General features: G+C 71.7%; 20 protein-coding genes and 2 pseudogenes. 9 read left to right on the top strand and 13 right to left on the bottom strand.

Features of this window, described 5'->3' with window-relative positions:
• Positions 1 to 196, top strand: a pseudogene (locus ABT093_RS38540) (bifunctional DNA primase/polymerase); the annotation flags it as partial.
• Positions 193 to 1,797 carry an AICE element replication initiation protein gene (locus ABT093_RS38535; protein ID WP_350572149.1) on the top strand — a complete coding sequence of 535 codons (1,605 nt, stop codon included), beginning with the start codon at positions 193 to 195 and terminating at the stop codon, positions 1,795 to 1,797. The pseudogene ABT093_RS38540 and the gene ABT093_RS38535, both read left to right, overlap by 4 nt.
• 429 nt (positions 1,798 to 2,226) lie before the next feature.
• On the opposite strand, the gene ABT093_RS38530 is transcribed toward ABT093_RS38535, so the two are convergent.
• Positions 2,227 to 2,550: a hypothetical protein gene (locus ABT093_RS38530; protein ID WP_350572148.1), complete on the bottom strand. Its 324-nt coding sequence runs from the start codon at positions 2,548 to 2,550 to the stop codon at positions 2,227 to 2,229.
• Between the two features lie 209 nt (positions 2,551 to 2,759).
• Between ABT093_RS38530 and ABT093_RS38525 the strand changes: the two genes are divergently transcribed.
• Entirely contained in the window at positions 2,760 to 3,284 is a 525-nt protein-coding gene (locus ABT093_RS38525) for a GNAT family N-acetyltransferase (RefSeq protein ID WP_350572147.1), read from the top strand.
• 22 nt (positions 3,285 to 3,306) lie between these two features.
• On the top strand, positions 3,307 to 3,555 hold the full coding sequence (locus ABT093_RS38520; protein ID WP_350572146.1) for a hypothetical protein: 249 nt from the start codon (positions 3,307 to 3,309) through the stop codon (positions 3,553 to 3,555).
• A 182-nt stretch (positions 3,556 to 3,737) separates the two neighbouring features.
• On the opposite strand, the gene ABT093_RS38515 is transcribed toward ABT093_RS38520, so the two are convergent.
• Positions 3,738 to 4,316 carry a P-loop nucleotide/nucleoside kinase family protein gene (locus ABT093_RS38515; protein WP_350572145.1) on the bottom strand — a complete coding sequence of 193 codons (579 nt, stop codon included), beginning with the start codon at positions 4,314 to 4,316 and terminating at the stop codon, positions 3,738 to 3,740.
• 357 nt (positions 4,317 to 4,673) lie between these two features.
• On the opposite strand from ABT093_RS38515, the gene ABT093_RS38510 reads away from it, so the two are divergent.
• A complete protein-coding gene (locus tag ABT093_RS38510) occupies positions 4,674 to 5,177 on the top strand; it encodes a P-loop nucleotide/nucleoside kinase family protein (protein ID WP_350572144.1) in 504 nt (167 codons plus the stop codon).
• A gap of 220 nt (positions 5,178 to 5,397) precedes the next feature.
• On the opposite strand, the gene ABT093_RS38505 is transcribed toward ABT093_RS38510, so the two are convergent.
• A complete protein-coding gene (locus tag ABT093_RS38505) occupies positions 5,398 to 5,526 on the bottom strand; it encodes a hypothetical protein (protein WP_350572143.1) in 129 nt (42 codons plus the stop codon).
• Here ABT093_RS38505 and ABT093_RS38500 point away from each other — a divergent pair.
• The 3 genes and pseudogenes from ABT093_RS38500 to ABT093_RS38490 all read left to right on the top strand — a co-directional run.
• Positions 5,525 to 5,962, top strand: coding sequence for an NUDIX hydrolase (locus ABT093_RS38500; RefSeq protein WP_350572142.1), 438 nt, complete (start codon positions 5,525 to 5,527; stop codon positions 5,960 to 5,962). The two genes, ABT093_RS38505 and ABT093_RS38500, sit on opposite strands and share 2 nt — an antisense overlap.
• 190 nt (positions 5,963 to 6,152) lie before the next feature.
• Positions 6,153 to 9,854: a hypothetical protein gene (locus ABT093_RS38495; protein WP_350572141.1), complete on the top strand. Its 3,702-nt coding sequence runs from the start codon at positions 6,153 to 6,155 to the stop codon at positions 9,852 to 9,854.
• A gap of 30 nt (positions 9,855 to 9,884) precedes the next feature.
• Positions 9,885 to 10,151 (top strand): annotated as a pseudogene (locus ABT093_RS38490) (NUDIX domain-containing protein); the annotation flags it as partial.
• Here the strand turns inward: ABT093_RS38490 and ABT093_RS38485 are convergent.
• Positions 10,053 to 11,363 carry a UDP-N-acetylglucosamine 1-carboxyvinyltransferase gene (locus ABT093_RS38485; RefSeq protein ID WP_350572140.1) on the bottom strand — a complete coding sequence of 437 codons (1,311 nt, stop codon included), beginning with the start codon at positions 11,361 to 11,363 and terminating at the stop codon, positions 10,053 to 10,055. The pseudogene ABT093_RS38490 and the gene ABT093_RS38485 sit on opposite strands and share 99 nt — an antisense overlap.
• A gap of 105 nt (positions 11,364 to 11,468) precedes the next feature.
• Complete coding sequence (locus ABT093_RS38480) at positions 11,469 to 12,368, bottom strand: NAD-dependent epimerase/dehydratase family protein (protein WP_350572139.1); 900 nt, start codon at positions 12,366 to 12,368, stop codon at positions 11,469 to 11,471.
• A 222-nt stretch (positions 12,369 to 12,590) separates the two neighbouring features.
• Here ABT093_RS38480 and ABT093_RS38475 point away from each other — a divergent pair, with 222 nt between their 5' ends.
• The gene (locus ABT093_RS38475; protein ID WP_350572138.1) at positions 12,591 to 13,874 is read left to right on the top strand and encodes a helix-turn-helix domain-containing protein; all 1,284 of its coding nucleotides are present in this window, start codon (positions 12,591 to 12,593) and stop codon (positions 13,872 to 13,874) included.
• A gap of 46 nt (positions 13,875 to 13,920) precedes the next feature.
• Here ABT093_RS38475 and ABT093_RS38470 read toward each other — a convergent pair whose 3' ends face one another.
• The 8 genes from ABT093_RS38470 to ABT093_RS38435 form a co-directional block, all read right to left on the bottom strand.
• Positions 13,921 to 14,403: an NUDIX hydrolase gene (locus ABT093_RS38470; RefSeq protein ID WP_350572137.1), complete on the bottom strand. Its 483-nt coding sequence runs from the start codon at positions 14,401 to 14,403 to the stop codon at positions 13,921 to 13,923.
• A gap of 84 nt (positions 14,404 to 14,487) precedes the next feature.
• Entirely contained in the window at positions 14,488 to 15,255 is a 768-nt protein-coding gene (locus ABT093_RS38465) for a nuclease-related domain-containing protein (protein ID WP_350572136.1), read from the bottom strand.
• Between the two features lie 33 nt (positions 15,256 to 15,288).
• Positions 15,289 to 16,101, bottom strand: a complete 813-nt coding sequence (locus tag ABT093_RS38460; RefSeq protein WP_350572135.1) for a class I SAM-dependent methyltransferase — start codon at positions 16,099 to 16,101, stop codon at positions 15,289 to 15,291.
• A gap of 124 nt (positions 16,102 to 16,225) precedes the next feature.
• The gene (locus ABT093_RS38455) at positions 16,226 to 16,666 is read right to left on the bottom strand and encodes a GFA family protein (RefSeq protein ID WP_350572134.1); all 441 of its coding nucleotides are present in this window, start codon (positions 16,664 to 16,666) and stop codon (positions 16,226 to 16,228) included.
• 82 nt (positions 16,667 to 16,748) lie between these two features.
• Complete coding sequence (locus tag ABT093_RS38450) at positions 16,749 to 17,621, bottom strand: PIG-L deacetylase family protein (protein WP_350572133.1); 873 nt, start codon at positions 17,619 to 17,621, stop codon at positions 16,749 to 16,751.
• 46 nt (positions 17,622 to 17,667) lie between these two features.
• Entirely contained in the window at positions 17,668 to 18,828 is a 1,161-nt protein-coding gene (locus ABT093_RS38445) for a bifunctional class I SAM-dependent methyltransferase/NUDIX hydrolase (protein ID WP_350572132.1), read from the bottom strand.
• Between the two features lie 29 nt (positions 18,829 to 18,857).
• Positions 18,858 to 19,340 (bottom strand): class I SAM-dependent methyltransferase, encoded by a 483-nt coding sequence (locus ABT093_RS38440; protein ID WP_350572131.1) that lies wholly within the window; start codon positions 19,338 to 19,340, stop codon positions 18,858 to 18,860.
• Between the two features lie 86 nt (positions 19,341 to 19,426).
• A partial coding sequence (locus ABT093_RS38435) for an MFS transporter (RefSeq protein ID WP_502884417.1) occupies positions 19,427 to 20,003 on the bottom strand: 577 nt, incomplete at its 5' end.

The following is a 20,003-nucleotide window of genomic DNA, read 5'->3' as shown; positions in this document are numbered from 1 at the left end:
GTCGGGCTTTCGTCTCGGCCAGCTGGTCGGCGCCGGGCTGCTGGAGCTCGACGAGGTCCACCAGGCGCTCACCGAGGCTGCCGCGCTCGCCGGGGTCGACCCCGGCGAAGCCAAGGCCCAGTCCACCCTCCGCCGCGCACTCCAGGCGGGCATGCGCTCGCCGCGCACCATCCCGAGCCCCGGAGCACGGCCATGACCGACCTGACCACCCGCGTGACGCTGCCGCTCCCGGCCGGCGCACCCCGACCCGCCCGTCCGGTGCCGATCGCCGAAGCGGGGGAGTCGACGGCCGCGGCACCGGTCGAACAGCCCAGCACCGAGCGCGGGCCGAAGATGTCGCAGGCCGATGTCCTGCTGCACTTGGGCATGGACGAGTACGTCCTGGTGCGCTGCGACCAGACCGCGTACGCCGTCCCGGCCGAAGGACCGCCGATCGCCCGTCCACTGCGCGCCGCCGGCGGCTTCGGCGGCACCGGCAGCCTGCGGCAACTCCTCAACCGCTCCTACGTCCTCCGTACCGGACGGGCCCCCTCCCAGGGCTGTCTGACGGACGCGATCGCCTCCATGGACGCCCTCGCCCTGGACGCCCCGGAGCAGCCGGTCCACCTTCGGATCGCCCCCGATCCGGTCGACGAGCAGGTGACCTGGCTCGACCTGGGCCGTCCGGATGGCCAGAGCGTGTGCATCGAGCCGGGCACCTGGTCGGTGAACACGCCGCCGGTCGGGGAGGGCCCGCTGTGGCGGCGCACCCGGCTGACCGGCGAACTTCCGCTGCCCGAACGTGATCCGGGCGGCTGGCGTGCCGGGCTGGGGCTGCTGCGCGAGCTGTCCGCGCTGGCCGAGCCGTCCTGGCGGATGGCCGTCGCCTGGCTGCTGGCCGGGCTGCGGCCGAACATGCCCCGCCCCGTCGCGTACTTCAACGGCGAACGCGGCACCGCGAAGACGACCTCCGCCCGGCAACTGCTGCGAGTCCTCGACGGGATCCGAGCCGAGGTTCGCAACGTCCCCCGCTCCGAGGACGACGGCGCTGTCGCCGCCTCGGCCGGCTGGACCATGGGCCTGGACAACATCGCCGGCATCCCCCAGTGGTTGTCGGACTTCCTGTGCCGCACCGTCACCGGGGCCTCCGTCGCCAAGCGCGAGATGTACACCGACGACGACGTCGCCTCCTGGGCATACCAGCGCCCCGTCGTGCTGACCGGCATCGACGTCGGTGCCCTCCAGCCCGACCTCGCCGAACGGCTGCTTCCCTTCACCCTGGAGATGATCGACTCCAAGGCCCGGCGCAGCGAGGCCGACCTATGGCGCAGCTACCGGGCCGCGCACGGCCGCATCCTCGGCGGCCTGCTCGACCTGGCCGCTGAGGTGTGGGCGCGCCTGCCCGACGCTGCCGCCCAGCTCGACCAGCGGCCGCGGATGGCCGACTGGGCCGAACTGCTGTGGGCCCTGGACGCGGTCACCGGCTGGGACACCCTGGCCACCTACACCGGTGCCCAGGAGGAGATCACCGACGACGTCCTCGACGCCGACCCGGTCGCCACCGCCCTCACCCGCTGGGCCAGCACCGCCGACACCACCCAGTGGCAGGCCACCACCGGCCAGATCGATACCACCCTCCGCCCGCCCGGCCCCCTCCCCGACACCTGGCCCAAGACGACCGCGCTGCTTTCCGCCCGTCTGACCTCCCTCGCCCCCGCGCTGCGCCAGCGCGGCATCGACATCCGCAAACTGCCCCGCACCGGTTCCGGGCGCGGCTTCCTCATCACCCTCCACCCGGCCCCGGACCCCGGCGCCTGACCCGACACCCGCTCGACCGACCGCACCAGGCCCCACACTGCTAGGCCCTACCCGCCGTCGCTTCCCGGACGTGCGGGCCACGCGCATGCCTGCACACACGCCAGAACGCCGCCCCGAGACCCCCCTCCCTCTACTCGTCGGCGCCACGAGCCCACCCAGAGCCGGAACCCGGCCGCCGGGGGCGTCCGCCGGCTCGGGGCGGTGGACGCGTCCGGCAGTCGGTGACGCGCGGGTGACGCTGCCCGTGACGCACCTGATGCCTGGCCCAGTACGGCTTTGACCTGCAGATTTCTTGGGGGCATGACGCTGATGACGCTCTCATGCCCCATCTCACTGGGGAAGGAAGAAGGGATGTAGGCAGGCCAGAGACATGGCGCGTTAGAGCGTCATCAGCGTCCACCGCCCACCCGGCCGGAGGAAAACCGCACGTCAAGCCAGCAGCTGGGCGAACGCCACAGCGTCACCCACCAGCGTCACCGTGTCTGTCTGCGTCACCGGGAGGCCCTGGGATGCGGAGGAGTCCGCAACCCACCACCGGCCACCGGTGCCGACCGGCGTGCCCGCGTCGAGCTCCAGCCGCGCCGAGTACTTCACCCCCCAGCAGGTCGACGCCGAAGAGGGCCAAGCGCTCGTCGACCTCGCGCCCATACCCGCAGACGACGTTCCCTCCTTCTCACCGAAGCCGCCCAGCTCCTGAACCCGATCGCCACCCAGGGAACGGCCACCGGCTACCGCCGCTCCGGCCTCCTCCACGGAATCCACCTCGTCCGCGCCAGCATCGGGGCCCGCGACGCCGAAGCAACCGCCCGCTGGATCACCGCCCTGGCCCCCACCTTCCCGCAGGTGCAGTCCATCCGGTGCCGTGCCCTCCTCACCACGGTCCGTACAGCCGCTGGCCGACAACCTCGCGCCGCCGGGCATGGGGATGCGCTGGACGCCCTCCACACGGCACTATCAACACCATGACGCTGCCCCAGGCCGCCTCCCAGTGGACGCTCGCCGCCGCTCCCTACGGCACCGCCGACGCCCGCGCCCTCACCCGGGCCCTCCACCAGGAGCAGCTGGCCACCTACGGCAGCGCCGACGACCCCGAGGCCACCGACAGCGCGGAATTCGACGCCCCCAACGGCCAGTTCCTCCTCGCCCGCCTCGGAGATGGACAGGCCCTGGCCTGCGGAGGCTGGCGCACCCTCGGCCCCTCGACAGCCGAGATCAAGCGGATGTACGTGGCCCCGGCCGCCCGCGGGCAAGGGCTCGGCCGCCGGATCCTCGCCGCGCTCGAGCAAGACCTACTCGGCCGCGGCCACACCGAGGTCCTGCTGGAGACCGGCGTCCGCAACATCGCAGCCCTCGCCCTGTACGCCGCATGCGGCTACACGCCGGTGCGTTCGTACGTCCCCGGCCGCAACCCCGACATCAACCGGGCTCTGAAGAAGATCGTCCTGGAACCCGCGGCGCGCCACTCACACACCGACCTCCTCACATAGCCCGGACTGCCAGAATGGCTGCGTGAAGTGGAACGTCGAGGTGGACATCCCCGGCATCGGCCCGCGCATGCTGACCGTTGATCAACCCCGTGCGTCCGACGCTCTGGAACACACCAGGTCGCGCATCAACGACATGTTCCTGCAGCTGCCCTCCGGCATCGCCAGCTACACCGTCGCGGTGTTCGAGCCGGGGCACCGGGCGGGAGACGCGTCCGTCTGCGCTGAGCGCATCACCTTGGTGACGGCGACAGATCCCGTGCCTCCCGGCTGACGAACACCACGGTGCTACCAGCGCCGCCACACCGGCCAGGAGCCAACGAGGTCCCGCCGACGGGGGATGCGGCGGGACCTCACCCGTGACCCTACGCCGCCCGCCCCCTGAGTACTTCCGATTTCGCGCGTTGGCTGGCCCCTGGGTGCCCCTGTGGGGTGAGAGCGGTCACCACGAGAGCGTCAGCTTGCGCCCTTCTCGGGATCCGTTCGCAGCACGAATCTCTGGATCTCCGCCATGCCGGGCGCGTAGCCGTCTGAGGTGTCCACCAGTAGCTTCGGGGCGTCCAGGCTGATGGGGACGAACTGATCGGGGTCGTACGCGCCGGCCGCCATGCCGGCGAGCAGGGCCTTGTCGCCGTGAGCGACTCGGTGGCTGTCGGTACGGGCTCGGTCGGTGATGCGTTGGGCGATGGTCGGCGCTGGGGTGGTGCACCGGATGATCCGGAGATCGGCGAGCCCCGTGAGCGGCTCCAGTCCTGGGCGCCAGAGGCGGTCCTGGAAGGCAGCTTCGGCGACGACGGTGGTGCCGGCCCGCAGGAGGACGGTGATCGCGGCGAAGAACGCCTCCAGGGCCGGAATGTTGAGCGGGTCGTTCTCGTCGGCGTCGTGACCGGGATGGTTCATGACCATCCCTTGCTTGATCTCGTCACGCAGGATGGCGGGGCAGCCCAGGGACCGTGCAAGTTCCCGGGCGAGAGTGGTCTTCCCGGTCGCTGGCGGGCCGCTGACCACGGCCAGGGTCGGGGGTCGGATGGGCACGGGTGGACTCCGAGGAGGGTGGAGGCGGGGCGCAGAGCATAGGTCCAAGGTTGCCGTGTGCGGAGCCGGACGGCCATGAGGCCAGGCTGACGGATTGCTGGCGCTGGATGACGTCGCCGGTTCGCAGCCGGACGGTGGTGCGCCACGGCCGGGTGCGCAGGTGCTCGTCAAGGAAGCGGTCGACCACCTGGGTTTCGAGGGTGCCGGGGCCGTGGCGGACATAGGCGCGTAGCGCGCGGGCGAGTACGGGGGACACGGGCGGCTCCTTCGGGTGGCGGTGGCTGGTTCCAGGAGATCCGGGTGGGTCGGCGGCGGCAGACTGCCGCGGAACGCGGGAGACGGTGGAAGGAGTGGGTGGTGGCCGAGGGCGGGACTCCGGTGGTGTTCCTGCTGGTGGGTCTCACCGGCTCGGGCAAGACGACGTACGCCCAGCGGGTGCTGGAGCCCCGGGGCGCGGTGCGGCTGTCGGTGGACGAGGTGGTCTTCGAACGGCACGGCCGGTACGGCGTGGACTACCGGGAGGACACCTACTTCGAGAAGGAGGCCCCGGTCGTCGACGAGATGCACCGTCGGTTGGCGGAGCTGGTCGCGGAGGGCCGGGATGTGGTGTGGGACCACGGACTGTGGCCGCGCAAGGACCGCGAGGCGTTGAAGGAGCTGGTGGAGTCGGCCGGCGGGCGGTGGAGGCTGCTGTACTTCCCGGTCGGGCGTGACGAGTTGCTGCGGCGGCTCGCGGAGCGCAACGAGCGCGGGGACGCGAACTCGCTGCTGGTGACGCCGGAGGCCCTGGGCGACTTCTTCGCCCGGTTCGAGGTCCCTCGGGGGGAGGGCGAGGAGATCGTGGAGCCGGGCTGGTTCTGAGGCGCGGGCGGGCGCCAGGCGGTGGGGATCGTGCCGCCTCGGTGGCCCAGCCGCCAGGGAGGTGGTCGTGGGTTACGCGGCGGCTGGCCGGCCGGGGGGGCGGATACGTCGATCCGGCCGGAGTGTTCCAGCAGGCGATGCCTCGCTGCGGACGGCCGGGGGCGGCGCTCACCTCATCCTCGGCGACCGGATCTCCATCCACCGCGGCTCCCCACCACGTTCACCGTGGCGCCGCAGCCATCGTTTTCCTCGCCAGCCCCAGCGCATCGTTCATCACCGCATAGTCGTTGAGCATCGACGGTGGCTGGATGCCCCACTGAACCATGATGACCACCAGGGAGAAGCCCATGAAGGAGCGCGTCCGCGCCATCCTGCTCACCGCCACGGGCACCATGCTCGTCATCAACCGCATCCGTCCCGGCAGCCCCCCGTACCAGGTTCTCGTCGGCGGCGGTGTCGAGCCTAAGGACGCCACCCTGGAGGCCGCGCTGCTGCGGGAGGTCCGCGAGGAGATCGCCGGCGAAGCTGTCGACCTGCGCCCGTTCTGCCAGCTGGAGAACGACAAGGGGGAGACCGAGCACTTCTACCTTGCCCGGCTCGTCCAGTGGAACTTCGACGACCGCACCGGCCCGGAGTTCACGCGCGACGACCGCGGCGAGTACCTGCTCGAGGAAGTCCCGCTCACCGTCGAGGCCATCGGGACCTTGAACCTGATGCCGCCCAGAGTCAAGGAGGAACTGCTCGACGCGATCCGGGCAGGAAGGCTCACCGCCTCTGCGGTGTAGCCAGCATCCGTCAGGCCGATCCCACCGGGCGACCGGGCGGACGGCGGGACGGCAGACACGTCCGTCTGCGCCCAGCACACTGTGACGTAGCTGCTGCTCGGCCCTGGCTGAAGACGAGATTCCCCGACGCCATGGGGTGCCCTCCTGCCAGGCTGGCTTCACCACGATCGGCACAGGAGACGATTCCACGATGGCCATGGCGCAGCAGCCCACGTCCGCGCAGCACCGGCGGGTGCAGTGGAAGCACATTGACCGGGCGCTGGCCCGCTACTCGACCGGATCGCTGCTGATGCTGTTGGAGACCGCGCTCGCCTCTCCCGGCTGTTCCCGGTTCCACGATCACCTGCTGCTGCTGTGGACCCGGGTCCTGCGGGGCCCTGTCCGGTCCGGGGAGCGGGCGGGCGCAGAGGATCTGCCGGGACTGGTCGAAGCCGTTGTCCATGCTGCGCCTGGGCGCGGAACGGTGACCGAGGCGGAGCCGAACGACCCTCGGGCGCTGGTGCGGTACGAGGTGGCGGGGGAGCGACTGCTGGTTCACCCCGGGCAGCTCGACCACCCGGTGATGTTCCTTCGCTGCGCGGAGCTGACGGCCCGGGCGGTAGACGAGTCCGTACTGGCCATGCATGGTTTCACCCTCACTGACGTGCTGGAGCTCGTGCTGCGCTGCACGCACCGGGTGGTGTCGACGCTGGCGCCGGCGTGGCCGGAGGTGTACGGCGACCGGTCCGCGCAGGACATCGCCTGCGGGATCAGCCCCGGCGAGTGCGACGCCGTCCAGGGGCTCGCCGACCTGGACCCCGCTGAGGTCGCCGCCGGATGCCGGGAGCCGGACCGCGCCGCTCGCGCGCTGGACTGGCTGACCGCGGACATCACCTCCATGCCGCTGCGTTACAACCCCCGATCACCGCTCCTGGGGGCGGTGATCGCCGTCGTCGCGCACGGCCGCCGCCGACTCGTTCCGGCCTCCGCGATGCTGAACAGCTTTGCCGCGGCCCTGGAGCGCTTGATCGCCACCGCTCCGAACGGGCCGGCCGCCGAGGCGCGCCTCCAGACGCTGACCGTGGACCGCGTCGGCCAGCTGCTGGGCCTGGACGCGGCACCAGCCCGGCCCGGGCCGGTGTGCGTGATCTCCTCACCCACCCACCGCTACGACATCGCCATCGTCAGCGCGCTCGCGGACGGCCTCCTGCCGACGAGGATCGAGGAGGGCCGGGCCGAGCTCGCCGAACAGCCGACCGGCCGGGGGCGGCTCGTGGTCTACGGCGGACCCCGGGTGCTCGGGCCGGAGCTGATCCGCGACGCCTGCTACCTCCATGTGGAAGAGCTCGCTGAGATCCTCGCCGACGCGGAAGGCGACCCGGCCCGGCTGGCCCTGTTTGTCCTGGAGCTCACCGAGCACCCCGGCGTCGACGCCGTCTTCTACCAGGAGCCGCTCGACGCGTGGCGCGCCTGGTCGCACGCGGGCACGCTGCTGCTCCCCGGCCCGCCTCGCAACGAGGTCGCCGTCGTCCCAGCGGCCGGCGTCGACCTCACCTGGCAGCGGGCCACCGCCTGGGCCCGCCCAGACGACGTTCTCGCCGCTGCCGGGCTGCCGTCGGCGCTGCACTGGCGCTTCGCCCACCTCGTTGATCCTGACCCCGGCGTTCCCGGAGCCCACGCCGACCTTCTCCAACCGGGACCTGAGGACCTGCTGGTGCGGGTCAGCACCGACCCGCCGATGGCCGTCATCGCCCGGCCCGACCACGGCCACGACGCCGTACTCGACCTGGCCGCGATGAGCGGACTCGCCGACAGCATCCGCACCACCGTCACCGGATGCCCCCTGGTCGCCGAGCACTTCACCCTGCCCGACGGCGCCCCCGTCGTGATACAGCTGACCGCGACCACCCACCCCAACCAGCCCCCGAGCCCCGGCCCCGGAGGGGACTCGCCGGACGCGGGGGAGTGGCTGCCGCTTCACGCCGGTGCGGACCCCGACCGGGCCTGGATCGGCATCGACTTCGATCCGCCGCTGCTGGCCGCCTTCACCGACGACGGCGACCAGGGCCACCGGATACTCGGCCGGGTCCTGCACCACCTGGTCGAGCAGATCCGCCACGGGCGCGGCGCCGGAGGCGGCACCGATCCGGAGGCCTTCGCCGAAGCCTGGAACAACGCGCACCCGGTACTCCGCCTCACCGGCACCGCCACCTTCTGGCCCGCGACCGCCCCCCACTACATGCTCCCGCGCACGCGCCACGTCCACGCCCGGGCCCTGCGCAGCGCGGCCACCGCCGTTCGCCGCGCCGGAGTTCCCGTCGGTTCCTGGCACGGTCCCGACGCCTACGCCCGGGGCGGCCCCGCCGAACAACTGCTCCACGCCCTCGAAGACGAGCTCACACGGCAGATCCGATCCCACCAGCCCGACCTGGTCGACGAACTGGCCCGGCAGCTGAACGCGGCCTGGGTCAGCCGCACCCGCGGTCACCACGAGGTGACCGTGAACCTCGCCGCACCCTGGGCACAGAATTGGACCGAGGAAGCCGGCCGCCGCCAGGCCGACGCCGCCACCGCCACGTCCGCCCTGCAGCTGCTCCTCCAACAGGCGATCACCACCCCACCCGCCGGCCGCCGGCCCATCGACATCCTGGCCGTCGCCGACCTGGTCGCCCTCGCCGAGCTCGTACTGCACTGCGGCACCACCGCGGTCGCCGCCGCCCGCCGGCTGCACGACCTCCACCTCGAGATCCACGCCACCGGCGTGTTCACCCTCACCGACACCGACCACACGCGCACCGCCGACCCGGACGCCGAGCTGCTCCACCTCGGCTTCGACGTGCAGGCCTACCAGCACGCCCGGCAGCAGCACTTCATCACTCAGGCCGCCGGTGCCCCGGCCGAACACCTCGCCCCGGCCACCGTGTTCTCCACAGCCCGCACCCGGACCTGCGTCGAGTTCACCGCGCCGCTCCTGCCCGTGGGCAGCCAGCTCGCCGCAGCCGACCAACTCCTCCGCCAGCACTGGAACTTCGGATTCGCTGCGCTGGGGGCCGTGCTGGCAACGGCCGCCGACTGGCCGACCGGAGCGGACGGCATCGCTGCCGTAAGCGCCGAGGACCTGATCAACGAGGCCGCCGCCTGGTCGGCGCTGCCCAAGGGCGAGCTGACAGCCGCTGTCGACCGGCTGCGCCTGAACCCGGTCAACGCGGCCCCTTCCGGGGCGCACGCCTACACCGAGGTCGAACGCCGCATCCGGCCCGCCACCCACCCGCTGATCGAACACGGCGGCCGCCTGCTCCTGCTGCCCTGGCTCCTCCACACCTCCCAGGAGCTCTACGCCGCCTACCTCGACGAGGGCCGCCTCCCGCACCCCGACCTGCCCCGGCCCGTCGGGGACGCCCTGCGCCGCTACCGCCAGCAGCTCGACGAACGCCTGGAAGCCGACATCCAGGCCATCGCCCGCACCGCCGGCCTGCCCCACCGCTTCCGCCTCCTGGAGAAGACCGCCGCCCAGCTCGGCATCCCCGGCCTCATCGGGGAGATCGACCTGCTCGTCGCCGACCCGGCCACCCGGCGGCTGTGGGTCATCGAGGCGAAGAACCCCGAAGCCGCGGTCGCCCCGCACGCCCTGCTCCAGCACGTCCAGCGCTTCACCACCCGCTACCGCGACAAGCTCCTCGCCAAGGCAGCCACCATCACCGAGCACGCAGCCGCGGCCGCCCGCGCCTGCCAGGCCCCCGACGACCTTGACTGGCACGTCATCCCGCTGATGGTCACCCGCCGCATCGAACCGGCCGGCTTTCTCGCCGACCCGAAGGTCGCCTTCACCATCGCCGACCACCTCGCCCAGGTCCTGACCTCACCGGCGAGCCCACACCCGGGGTGGAACAGCCCCGGCGAAGGGAAGAACTGATGCCAGCCCCCACTCGAACGAGCCGACGCGGCGTACGCCCTGGTCACCGACCCCACAGCCCAGCGGGTCCTCCTTGTCAGACACCGGCGAAGCGGACAGTGGAAACTGCCCGGAGGCCGCCGTCAGCACGGTGAGGTCCTCCCCGAAGCCGCCGCCCGCGAGACCCTGGCGAAAACCGGGGTGGTCACTCGGGGGTTCCTACTCCTGTACAACCTCCAGCTCGGCGCTCAGCATGGCGAGCTTGGGCAGCAGACTGCTGTACCCGCGTTGCAGGTGGTAGATGCCCTGGACCGTTGAGGTGCCTTCGGCCGTAAGGGCTGCGATCACCAGGGCGGCGACGGCACGGATGTCCTCGCCGGCCACTCGGGCCGCGGTGAGCGGGGACGGGCCGCGCACCGAGATGGCCGGTCCGTCGGCAGTGACGGCCGCACCGAAGGCGCGCAGCGGGTCGACGTGGGTGGCGCGGGAGGAGTAGATCCGTTCCTCGATGCGGGAGACGCCCGGGGCCTGGGTAAGGAAGGCGGTCAGCTGGGGCTGAACGTCGGTGCAGGTGGCGGAGACGGTGGCCGTCTGCACGGCCCGGGGGCCGGAAGGACAGCGAGCCAGGGTGCCGCCGGCTGCCGAAACCAGCTCGATTCCCGCGTCGGCGAGCATCACCACCAGGGCGGCGGGAAACGCGTTGACGGGCATGTTGGCAAGGTGGACGAATCCACCGGTGATGGCGGCGGCCAGGGCGAGGGTGGCGGCCTCCAGCCGGTCCGGCGGGACATCGAACGTGCCACCGGTGATGCGGTCGGTGCCGGTGATGTGGAGTGCGGTGGTGCCCTCCCACGCGATGCCGACACCTCCTGCCGCGAGCATCGCGGCGGTCGCCAGAACCTCCGGCTCGGTGTTGGGGCTGAGGATGGTGGAAGTGCCGAGGGTGCGGGCGGCGAGCAGCATCGCGGTGACCGTGGCCCCCAGGCTCGGCCCCCACCTCTGGGTCCTCGCGTCGACGGCGAACGGCCGGGGTGTCGGGCTGGGAAGGCGGGCCTCGACGTGGGTGGCGGTGACGTTCAGTGCGGCGCCGGCGGCCTCCATGGCGGCCAAGTGGCGGTCGATGAGGCGATGGGTGAAGGCGTCGCCGCCCGGCAGGGGGAAGCGGACTCGACCAGCTTGGGCGAGGAGGCCGGCGGCTATGACGGCGGTGGTGCGGATGCGGCCGCCCAGCTCGTCCGGGATGACCGGGTGCCAATCGATGGCGGGGGCGGTCTCGAAGTGGTGGCCCGTCACCCTGGCCGGGGTGCCGGTGCGGGAGAGGATTTCCGCGCAGACGTGGGTGTCCAGGATTCCCGGGATGCCGGACAGGACCAGCGGGGTGTCGGCGAGCTGGGCCGCGGCGTACAGGTGGAGCGCGATGTTCTTCGAGCCCTGGACCGAGACGGTGCCCTCCAGGCGGTGGCCGCCGGTGATGCGGATGGCACGGGTGTCGGTGGGCGGCGGCAGCATGGTCTGCGTCTGATCGTTCACGGGTACCTTCCACGGCGGCGGGGCGTGATGGAGGAACCCGCGGTCCTGGCCGGTGGGCCAGAACCGCGAGCCGTACGGACTGGCAGGTGGTGTGCAGCGGCCGCGTCAGGCCGCCGTCAGGGCGGGGGTACGGGTCTGGATGCTCAGGGCCAGCGCCTCCTCCAGCGGCGTACGGGCGACGGCGCCGTAGGCGCGGTGGAAGAGGCCCATGTCGGCGGTGAACGAGCTGATCTCGTTCCTGCGGGCGGCGGTGTGGGTGGTGGTGCCGCGGCCCGCGGCGCGGATGACCGCGTGGGCGAGGTCGAGGACGGAAACCGCCTGGCCCGAGCCGCAGTTGATGACAGGCAGCAGCGCGGGGGCAGCCAGGACGCGGGTGAGCATGGTGACCGAGTCGTCGATGTACGTCAGGTCCCGGGCCTGCCGGCCGTCGCCCTCGATCACCAGCGGACGGTCCTCGGCGACCGCGTCGAGGAAGGCGGGCACGACGGCGTCGGCGTTCTCGTGCGGGCCGAAGGTGTTGAAGAACCTGACGATGCCGATCTGGCGTTCGTCGTCCAGGCGGGGCCGGTAGATGTCGGCCAGCTGCTCGGTGGCGACCTTGCCCGCCGCGTACGGGGAGCGGGGGGCGTACGGTGCGGTCTCCGCGAGCGGGCCCTGCTGTTCGCCGTAGACCTCGCAGGAGGATGCCAGCAGCAGTCGGCGCGCCGTCGAGTCGACGAAGGTGTGGAGGACGTGCCGGTCGACCGCCACGTTGTGCTCGAACCCGCCGACCTCGAACGAGGCGGGGACGGACTTGAGCGCGGCCAGGTGCACGACCGTGTCGATGCCGTCCAGGTCCCGGGCGGTCAGCGACCGGACGTCGCGGACCACCAAGCCCTTGCGGCTCGGTCGCCGGGAGGGGACCGAGAGGTTGTCCAGCGGGGTGACCGTGTGCCCGGCCAGGCACAGGGCGTCGGTCAGGGCCGAGCCGATGAAGCCGGCGCCGCCGGTGATCAGGACGTTCAAGGGGTACCTCCGCAGAGGAGTCGAGCAGCGAACCGGTCCGGGTGTGCCGTCCGTCTGCTGCCGCAACCGTCCTGCCTACCGCACCCGTTCGGAAGTCGCTCCGACCAGTCCCGCACACGGTGTGCGGGACCGGCACACCGCGTGCGTCCGCACGCCCTGTCGCCCGGTGGCAGCAGGCAGTAGTCTCGTGCGTCCCCGTCGGTGCGCAGGAGGTAGGTACCCATGGGCCCGAGCAGTGACTTAGGCAAGATCTTCCGCAGCGCGCGCCACGCCCTGGACATGACGCAGGGCGAGGTCGGCCGGGCTGTCGGTTACTCGGCCTCAGCGATCTCACGGATCGAGCGCAACCGGATGCGGGTGGATCTCGAGACCCGGCTGCGCCTGGCCCAGGTGCTCCACATCCCAGCTGAGCGAGTCAGCGGGTTCCCTGCCCCAGCGGACCCCGTGATCGCTACCGTGGGGAACGTACCGATACCGGACGAGGAGGACGCGATGCGTCGCAGGACAGTACTGGGGGCGCTGGCCGCTGGGGCGTCGACGCTCGCCGTCGGCACAGGCACCGCGGCGGCCCAGCCCTCCTCGAGCCTGAGCCTGGACGACATGCTCTTCCGTCTTCCGAGCGCCGAGCCCGCGCCACTGCGAGTACTGGCTTCCGGGGCGGCGGCCGCACGCGAGGCGTTCACGGCCGCCCGTTACAACGACCTCGCGAACGCCCTTCCCGCTCTGCTCTCCGCCGCCGAGGCGACGAGGGACGCCTCCGCCGGCCGGGCTCGCCAGCAGGCCAGTGCCATCCTCGCCCGCGGCTACGTCCTCGCCGCCGAGCTGGCCGCGAAGGAGCACTCGGACACCTCATGGGTGGCGGCCGATCGCGCCCTGGCCGCCGCGCGGGTCAGCGGCATGCCCATCCCCATCGGTGAAGCCACCCGCGTCCTGGCCATCACCATGCGCCGCTCCGGACGCGCCGCCTCCGCCGTCCGCCTTCTCACCCACGAAGCCGATCAGCTCGACCCCGCCGAAGCTCGCACCGGCGCCGTGCGCACCAGTCTGCTGCTCACCGCGGCGTACTCGGCAGCCGCCGGCGGCGACCGCACGACGGCACTGGCTCTGCTCGACGAAGCCGACAAGACCGTCGAGCGCCACCCGCAGCCCCCCGGCGGGCTCTTCACCGTCGATGCCACCAGGACCCAGGTCGCCGTCTACCGCATCGGCGTCCACACCACCCTCGGCACCCCGGACGAAGGCGTCCAGGTCGCCCAGAGCCTGAACATCAGCCTCATGCCGAACGCCGAACGCCGGGCGCGCGCCTGGACCGACACCGCCCGAATGTGGCACGCCCTCGGCAACGGCCAACAGGCGTTCGCCGCACTGCGCCGCGTCGAACAGGAGGCGGCACAAGAAGTCCGTCGGCCTGCCCTGCGCGCCCTGACATCGAACCTGCTCTACGGTCCGGCCCGCGTGGCGGGCCTGCGCGAGTTCGCCCTGCGTACGGGGGCCGTGCCAGCTTAAGCGGCTGAGCCTCGCCGTGCCGTCCGACGGTGAGCGTGCCGCGTGCTCACTCGGCCGATGCGAACCAGGCCGCGGTCTCATCCTTTTCGACCAAGCCGATGATCTCCCGCATCCGCTCGCTCATCGGCGGCAGCGCGTCCAGCGGGAACCAGGCGACGTCCACCGACTCGTCATCGCACACCCGCGGCGACTGGTCAGGGTCCGCCGGGCGGCAGGCGAAAACGACTTCGAAGTACTGCGCCCGGTGGCCGTTACTGTGTTGTACCGGCGGAGAATGCGTCACCGCGGCCAGGCGCTCGACCACCACCTGCAGTCCGGTCTCCTCCTCGACCTCTCGTGTCACCGCGGCAGCCGGCGCCTCGCCCGGCTCCACGATCCCGCTCAGCGGTGTCCACAGGCCAGCAGCAGACCTGCGCTGCAGCAGCACCTGCCGGTCCTCGTCGCGCACGACCGCGACCACCCCCGGGAGCCAAAGAAGGCAGTCGGGACCGACGGCCTTTCGGAGATCTGATACGAAATCAGGAATCATGTCCCCACCCTAGAGCGGCCGAGAGGCCAGCGGACGGTTTTCACACTCCACGTGCCGCCACCACCGTGCGCGTTCGATCATCCTCTAGTTCGTCATGGGGATGAGCGCGGTCCGGTCGGTATTCGGGATCCAGCGGCGGTCCCGAGGCCCGTCGAACACGTCGCGGGGCAGCGGGACAGCCTCGGTGCTGAGCGTCTCGTAGACCTCCAGGTAGAGCTCATCCCCCGCTGGCGCGCTCAGGCTCGCTTCGGCGAATGCGGCCACCATGGCCTGAACGTCGTCACCGAACTGCGCCCGGTTCTCATTGAACCAGGCTCCCGCCCACTGCGCCGCGTGGTCCTCCCGGCGCACGACCGCTACGGCGCTGACGTAGGGGTGGTCGTTGCGCAGGCTGCCATTGCGGCCCGCGACGCTGCGGAAGTCGCCGAGTACCCCGCCTTCCAGGACGGGTGTCTGGAGGGTGAGATCGCCATACATCGCGGCCAGGACCATGTGCGGGGAATCGAACGGGATCGGCCGACCGCCGGGGTTGTCGAGCACGATGACCAGCGGCCAGCCCCGGTCCCGCAAGCCCTTGAGCTGGCTGGCGGCCTTCTTGATCTGCTTGCGGATCGGTGCGAGTGCCTCGCTCAGCGAGCGGGACATCACCTGGCCCGGAACGGCGTTCTCGAACATGCCGTAGGTCTCGAACGCCTTCACCTCCACGACGAGCGTGTGCTCGCCCGCGGTGATGAGGTAGTCGGGGTGGCGGCCGGTGCCGAACTCGGGTTCGACCTCGAAGGTGTAGCCCCGCTCGTGGAGGTAGCGGGCGACGCGCGCCTCCGCCACGTCGCCGATCCTGGGTGCTGTCACGCTGGCAGTATGCCCGAGCCGCCGCCGGTCGGGTTACGGCCTGGTGGCGATGATCGCCTCGGTGCGGATCATCTCGTCGAACTGCCCGGAGGGGTTGAAGGCGAGGAGCGCTGCGCGCAGGTCCTGCTCGAAGGCGTCCTTCTGATTGCCGAGCTGAGCGGGGCTGGAGTAGGAGAGGCTGAAGACCCAGCCGATGACCTCGTCGACGGTGCGGGTCAGGGTGTTGTCCCAGCGCGCGGTGTCGACCTGGGAGAACGGGGAGCGGGCGAGGACGTCCTGGTGGCGTTCGTTGGGGTGGGAGTAGGTGCCGGAGCCGGCGCGGCGCTCGGGGCCGAGGTAGCGGGTGCGGACCTCGTCGACGACGTGGCGCCAGTCTGCGGGCTCGACGTCGCCGGGGGCGCCACCGGAGGCGAGGACGATCGCGCCACCCGGCTCGATGATCCGGTCGAGGTCCCGGGCGACTTGGTCGCGGTCCATCCAGTGGTAGGCCGCGCCCATGACGGTCAGCAGGACGGGCCCGAGGTCCATCGCCGGGAGGGTGGTGGAGTCCCCCTCGCGCCAGTCGATGTTGGTGACGCGCTGCTCGGCGGCGAGGCGGCGGCCCTCTTGGAGCATGCCCTTCTCGGGGTCGACGGCGATGACCTCGCCGGCGAGCGGGGCCAGGTCGAGGGCGATGATGCCGGGGCCCGCGCCGAGGTCGAGGACTCGCTGGGTGCCGTCGAGGCCGAAGCGGTGGGCGAGCAGGGTGTAGACCTCGGGCGCGTAGCGGGGCCGGAAGGCGGCGTAGTACGGCGCAGTGGACGCGAACAGCTCGTCGGGCGTGTACGAGGGGGTGGAGGAGGTCACGGGACCAGTCTCTCGCGGGGGTGCGGCTAGTGTCGGTGCTCGGTCAACGAGCCAGGGCGGCGTTCAGGTGCTCTCACCAGTCGGTGAGGGCGTGGGCGACGGAGCCGTCGTGGTAAACGGGCGGTCAACCCGACGTGCTGTGCTCGGTCTTCGGTGTCGACGGCAGCCAGTGCACGGTGTTGTCGCGGAAGGACGCGTGGATCGGCACGAGGTCTTGGCCGCTGGTGTCGTCGAGTGCGGTGACGTTGATGCCGATCTCCGGGATGTCGCTGTCGAGGGCCGCGAGGCGGCTGCCGCAGTTTGGGCAGAAGCCGCGCTTCGCCTCGCCTTTGAAGGTCTCATACCAGGTCGGCTCGCCGCCCTCACCAGTCCAGGTGACCGTTTCGAACCCCGCCCACCACATCACTGGTGTGCCGCCTAGCTTCTGGCAGTGGCGGCAGGCACAGGTGTGGGGGAAGACGGCTGGGCCTCGGATGGTGAAGCGGATGCGACCGCACAGACAGCCACCAGTGCGTTCTCCAGCTGTTTCTGTTTTTTGGGCGTCGGCGGCAGGTGTGGCGTTCATTGCGTAGTCTCCTGGTTGCGGTGGGTGAGTTGAGCCCTCAAGTGTGCCAGCTCGACGGCCTGCGATGACGGCAGCGGAACGCTCAGCTACCTGGGGGCGGGCTACCCCCGCCCACGTAGCGGGCGGCGTTGTCCGCGTGGGTGGTGAAGGTGCCGACGGGGGCGCGGGTGACGGTGAGCCGGTGAGGGTCGGCCGGCGCGGGGATGAGGGAGAGCCGGGTGAAGTACTCGGTGCGGATGATCTCCAGCCGTTCCTCTTCGGGCAGGCGGGCGAGGAGTCCAGGCAGGGGTCGTGGGCGGGCGACCTCGCTGCGGTGGGCAAGGATCGCCTCCCACTTCTGTGCGGCCCACGGTGAGACGTCGATTGTCGTGGTCACGTACGCGTCCGGCACAGCGAGGAGCGTCTTCCCCACGCCTTGAAGGAGGGGGCCGAGCCTGCCGATGCCCGATTCCGGGTGCGTCGCCGCGTACAGGGCGGCCGGCTGCCAGGGCTCGCCGGCTTCGGGGTACAGGTGCCGCAGGCCGGCGGCCTCTACGGCGAGGAGGGTGATCTGGTGGGCGCGCCGGTGGTCTGGGTGGCCGGTGAGCTGCCCAAGGGCGTCGTGGCCGATGACGATGTCGGGCTGGAGTTCGCGGATGTGTGCGACCAGTCGGCCGACGGCCTCGTCTAACGGCGCGTCGACGAGGCGCACGGCGCCGCCGGGTGCCGAGGCGGGGTTGCGGGCGTCGGCATAGCCGAGCAGCCGCGGGGTACCGGCGCCCAAGATGTCGAGAGCATCCGCGAGTTCTGGGATGCGGTGGGTGTCGGCCGTCCAGGTGGCGGTGACAACCGCAGTGCGGGCGCCTGCGGCGGCGTGCTGGGCGAGGACTCCGCCAGCGAGGAGGGATTCGTCGTCCGGGTGGGCGGCAACGGCCAGAAGCGACGGAGCAGGCGCATCCGGAGGGGGTGAGGTCACGGTGGTGGAGCCTTTCGATCGGACGTGGGTGAGCGTGGCCGCCGGGCTACGCGCGGCCGGGTGTCTCGTACCGCTGGAAGTGGACGGGCGGGTGGTCGAGCGGCAGCTCTGGCTTCCAGGCGGCCAGGCACTGGGCGCTGGGTACGAACAGCGGGCCGGGCAAGGCGTTCAGGGGCCAGAACCGCCAGGCGCCGATGGCCTCCTCGCGCTGCTGCGGCACGCCGGCCCAGCGGGTGATGACGACGGGCACCGTCACCCGGACGACGTCGCCCACCCGGTCCAGGAGTGTGCCCAGCACCCATACGTCGTCGGGATCTGCCGCGATGCCGGCCTCCTCGCGGAGTTCGCGGACAGCCGCCTGGGCGAAGGTCTCGCCCGGTTCGACGCTTCCCCCGGCGAGCTCCCAAGTCTGGCGCCGGTGCTGGCCGAGTAGGACTCCCTCCGGGCCGTGGACGATGATGCCCACGCCTACCGCCGCGTGTGGGTGCGGCGGTGCGCTGGTGCGGGGGCGGCTCGGTACGCGGCTCGGGCGGCGAGCGGTGTAAAGCCGGTAGGAGACGTGGCTGTCCGGCTGGTCGGAGTCGATCACGGTGACCGCCTCCAGGGTGAGGCCGTGCTGGACCAGGAGGTCCTCCCAGAGCTGCGCGGTAAGGACCCACATGTCGACGGGGTGGTCGTCGGCGGTGCCGGGCAGCCGCAGGATCTCGGTCCGCGGGGCGACCTCGTTCGACGGCCCGGTGCCGTCCGAGTTGGTGTGCAGCGCGGAGAAGAGCAGTCGGCCGCCCGGCCTGAGGCCGTTGGCCAGGACGGGCAGCAGCCGGTCGGGGTCCAGGTACGGCATGGAGCAGACGGAGTAGATCAGGTCGTACGGGTCGGCGTCACGCAGATGGCTCACGGCATCGGCGCACACCAGGTGTAGGCCCGGGGTGCTGGGGTAGCGGGCCGCGGCGCGCTGGTGCTGGGCGGGGGAGGCGTCGACGGCGGTGACGTGAGCGCCCCGGGCGGCGAGGTGCGCGGCGTGACGGCCGAGGCCGCTACCGAGGTCGAGGACGCGGAGCTCGGCCAGGCCGCCGAAGACCTCGATGCCGGGGCCGGCGCCGGGGAGGCCCCAGTTCCACTGGTCCAGCTCGGGCAGCTCCAGCTTTCGTGCGAGTTGGTGGTTTCCGTAGGTGTTCCAGGTCGCGACGGTGTTTTGTTCGGTGGTCACCGGGTTCTCCATCAGGTCGAGGGGCGGGGTCAGGGGCGCAGGGCGTAGCAGCGCAGGACGTCGAGGTCGGCGATGTGGACGGCGGACCAGCCCGCGGTGAGGAGTTCGGCCTGGGCCGGGGTGATGCCGAGGTCCTGCAAGGGGTCGCTGGTGGGGCGGCGGCCGGCGATCTCGGTGACGACCCAGAAGATCCCGCCAGGTACGAGGAGGTGGCGGACGCGGTTGAGGAAGGCTCTCTTGTCGTCCATCCACCGGTAGACGAGACGGCAGGTGATGACCGCGTACGCGGGCTCCGGCAGCGCCGTGAGGTCGCCGGTGGCGAAGTCGCCGCACCGCCATGCGGGCTCGGGGCCTGGGTTGTGGCTGGCGGCGAGTGCGATGGCGCTGTGGGAGATGTCGATGCCGGTGGTGCGGTAGCCGAGCTCGTGGTGGAGGTGCCGGGCCAAGGCGCCATCGCCGCAGCCGACGTCGAGGGCCGGGCGCCTGCGGCCGGGACCGAGATGCTCGTCCATGAGCCGTATCTCGGGGGTTTCGAGCTGTCGGTACCGGCGGCCCCCGGCCCACAGCGGTTCCCAGTATGCGGCGGTGGCGGTCGTCGTCACGAGGCTCCTTCGCGGGCGGGCGGAACGGTGGCGCGCGTGGGCGGGGCGGGCATGTCCCGCAACACGCGGACAGGGGAGGAGAGCAGGAGGGCCACAGGGACGACCTGGAGGGCCGCACCGACGGCGAGGGTGCCGCGTACCCCGAGGAGGAGGACCAGTGCGCCGGCTGTAGCGGCGGCGAGGGGCCGGGCTCCGGCGGTCATTGTGGTGCTCGCGGCCTGCATGCGGCCCTGGAAGCGGGGTTCGCACAGGATCTGCCGGAGGGACCTCTGGCTCGTGCCGGAGGCAGTTGCCCAGAACAGCTGAACGGCCAGAGTCCCGGCGAGCGCGATCTGCCAGCAGAGGCCGGGCCCGGCGAGCAGGAGGGGAACCTGGGCCAGCGGGCTGACCGCGAACCCGATGATGATCGTCGGCCCGATCCCGATCCGGGAGGCGATCCGCGGGGCGAGGAGTGCCCCGGTAAGGCTGCCAGCGCCACCGACCCCCATGATCACGCCGAACGAGGTCGGGGACACGTGCAGGTCGGCGAGCAGGTAGTACGCCCAGTACGTATTCATGATCGCCAGGCCGAAG

This window comes from Kitasatospora sp. NPDC002551, from assembly GCF_040296005.1.
GTDB lineage: Bacteria > Actinomycetota > Actinomycetes > Streptomycetales > Streptomycetaceae > Kitasatospora.
The sequence above is the reverse complement of the archived record's forward strand: the minus strand, read 5'-3'. Positions and strand labels throughout refer to the sequence as shown.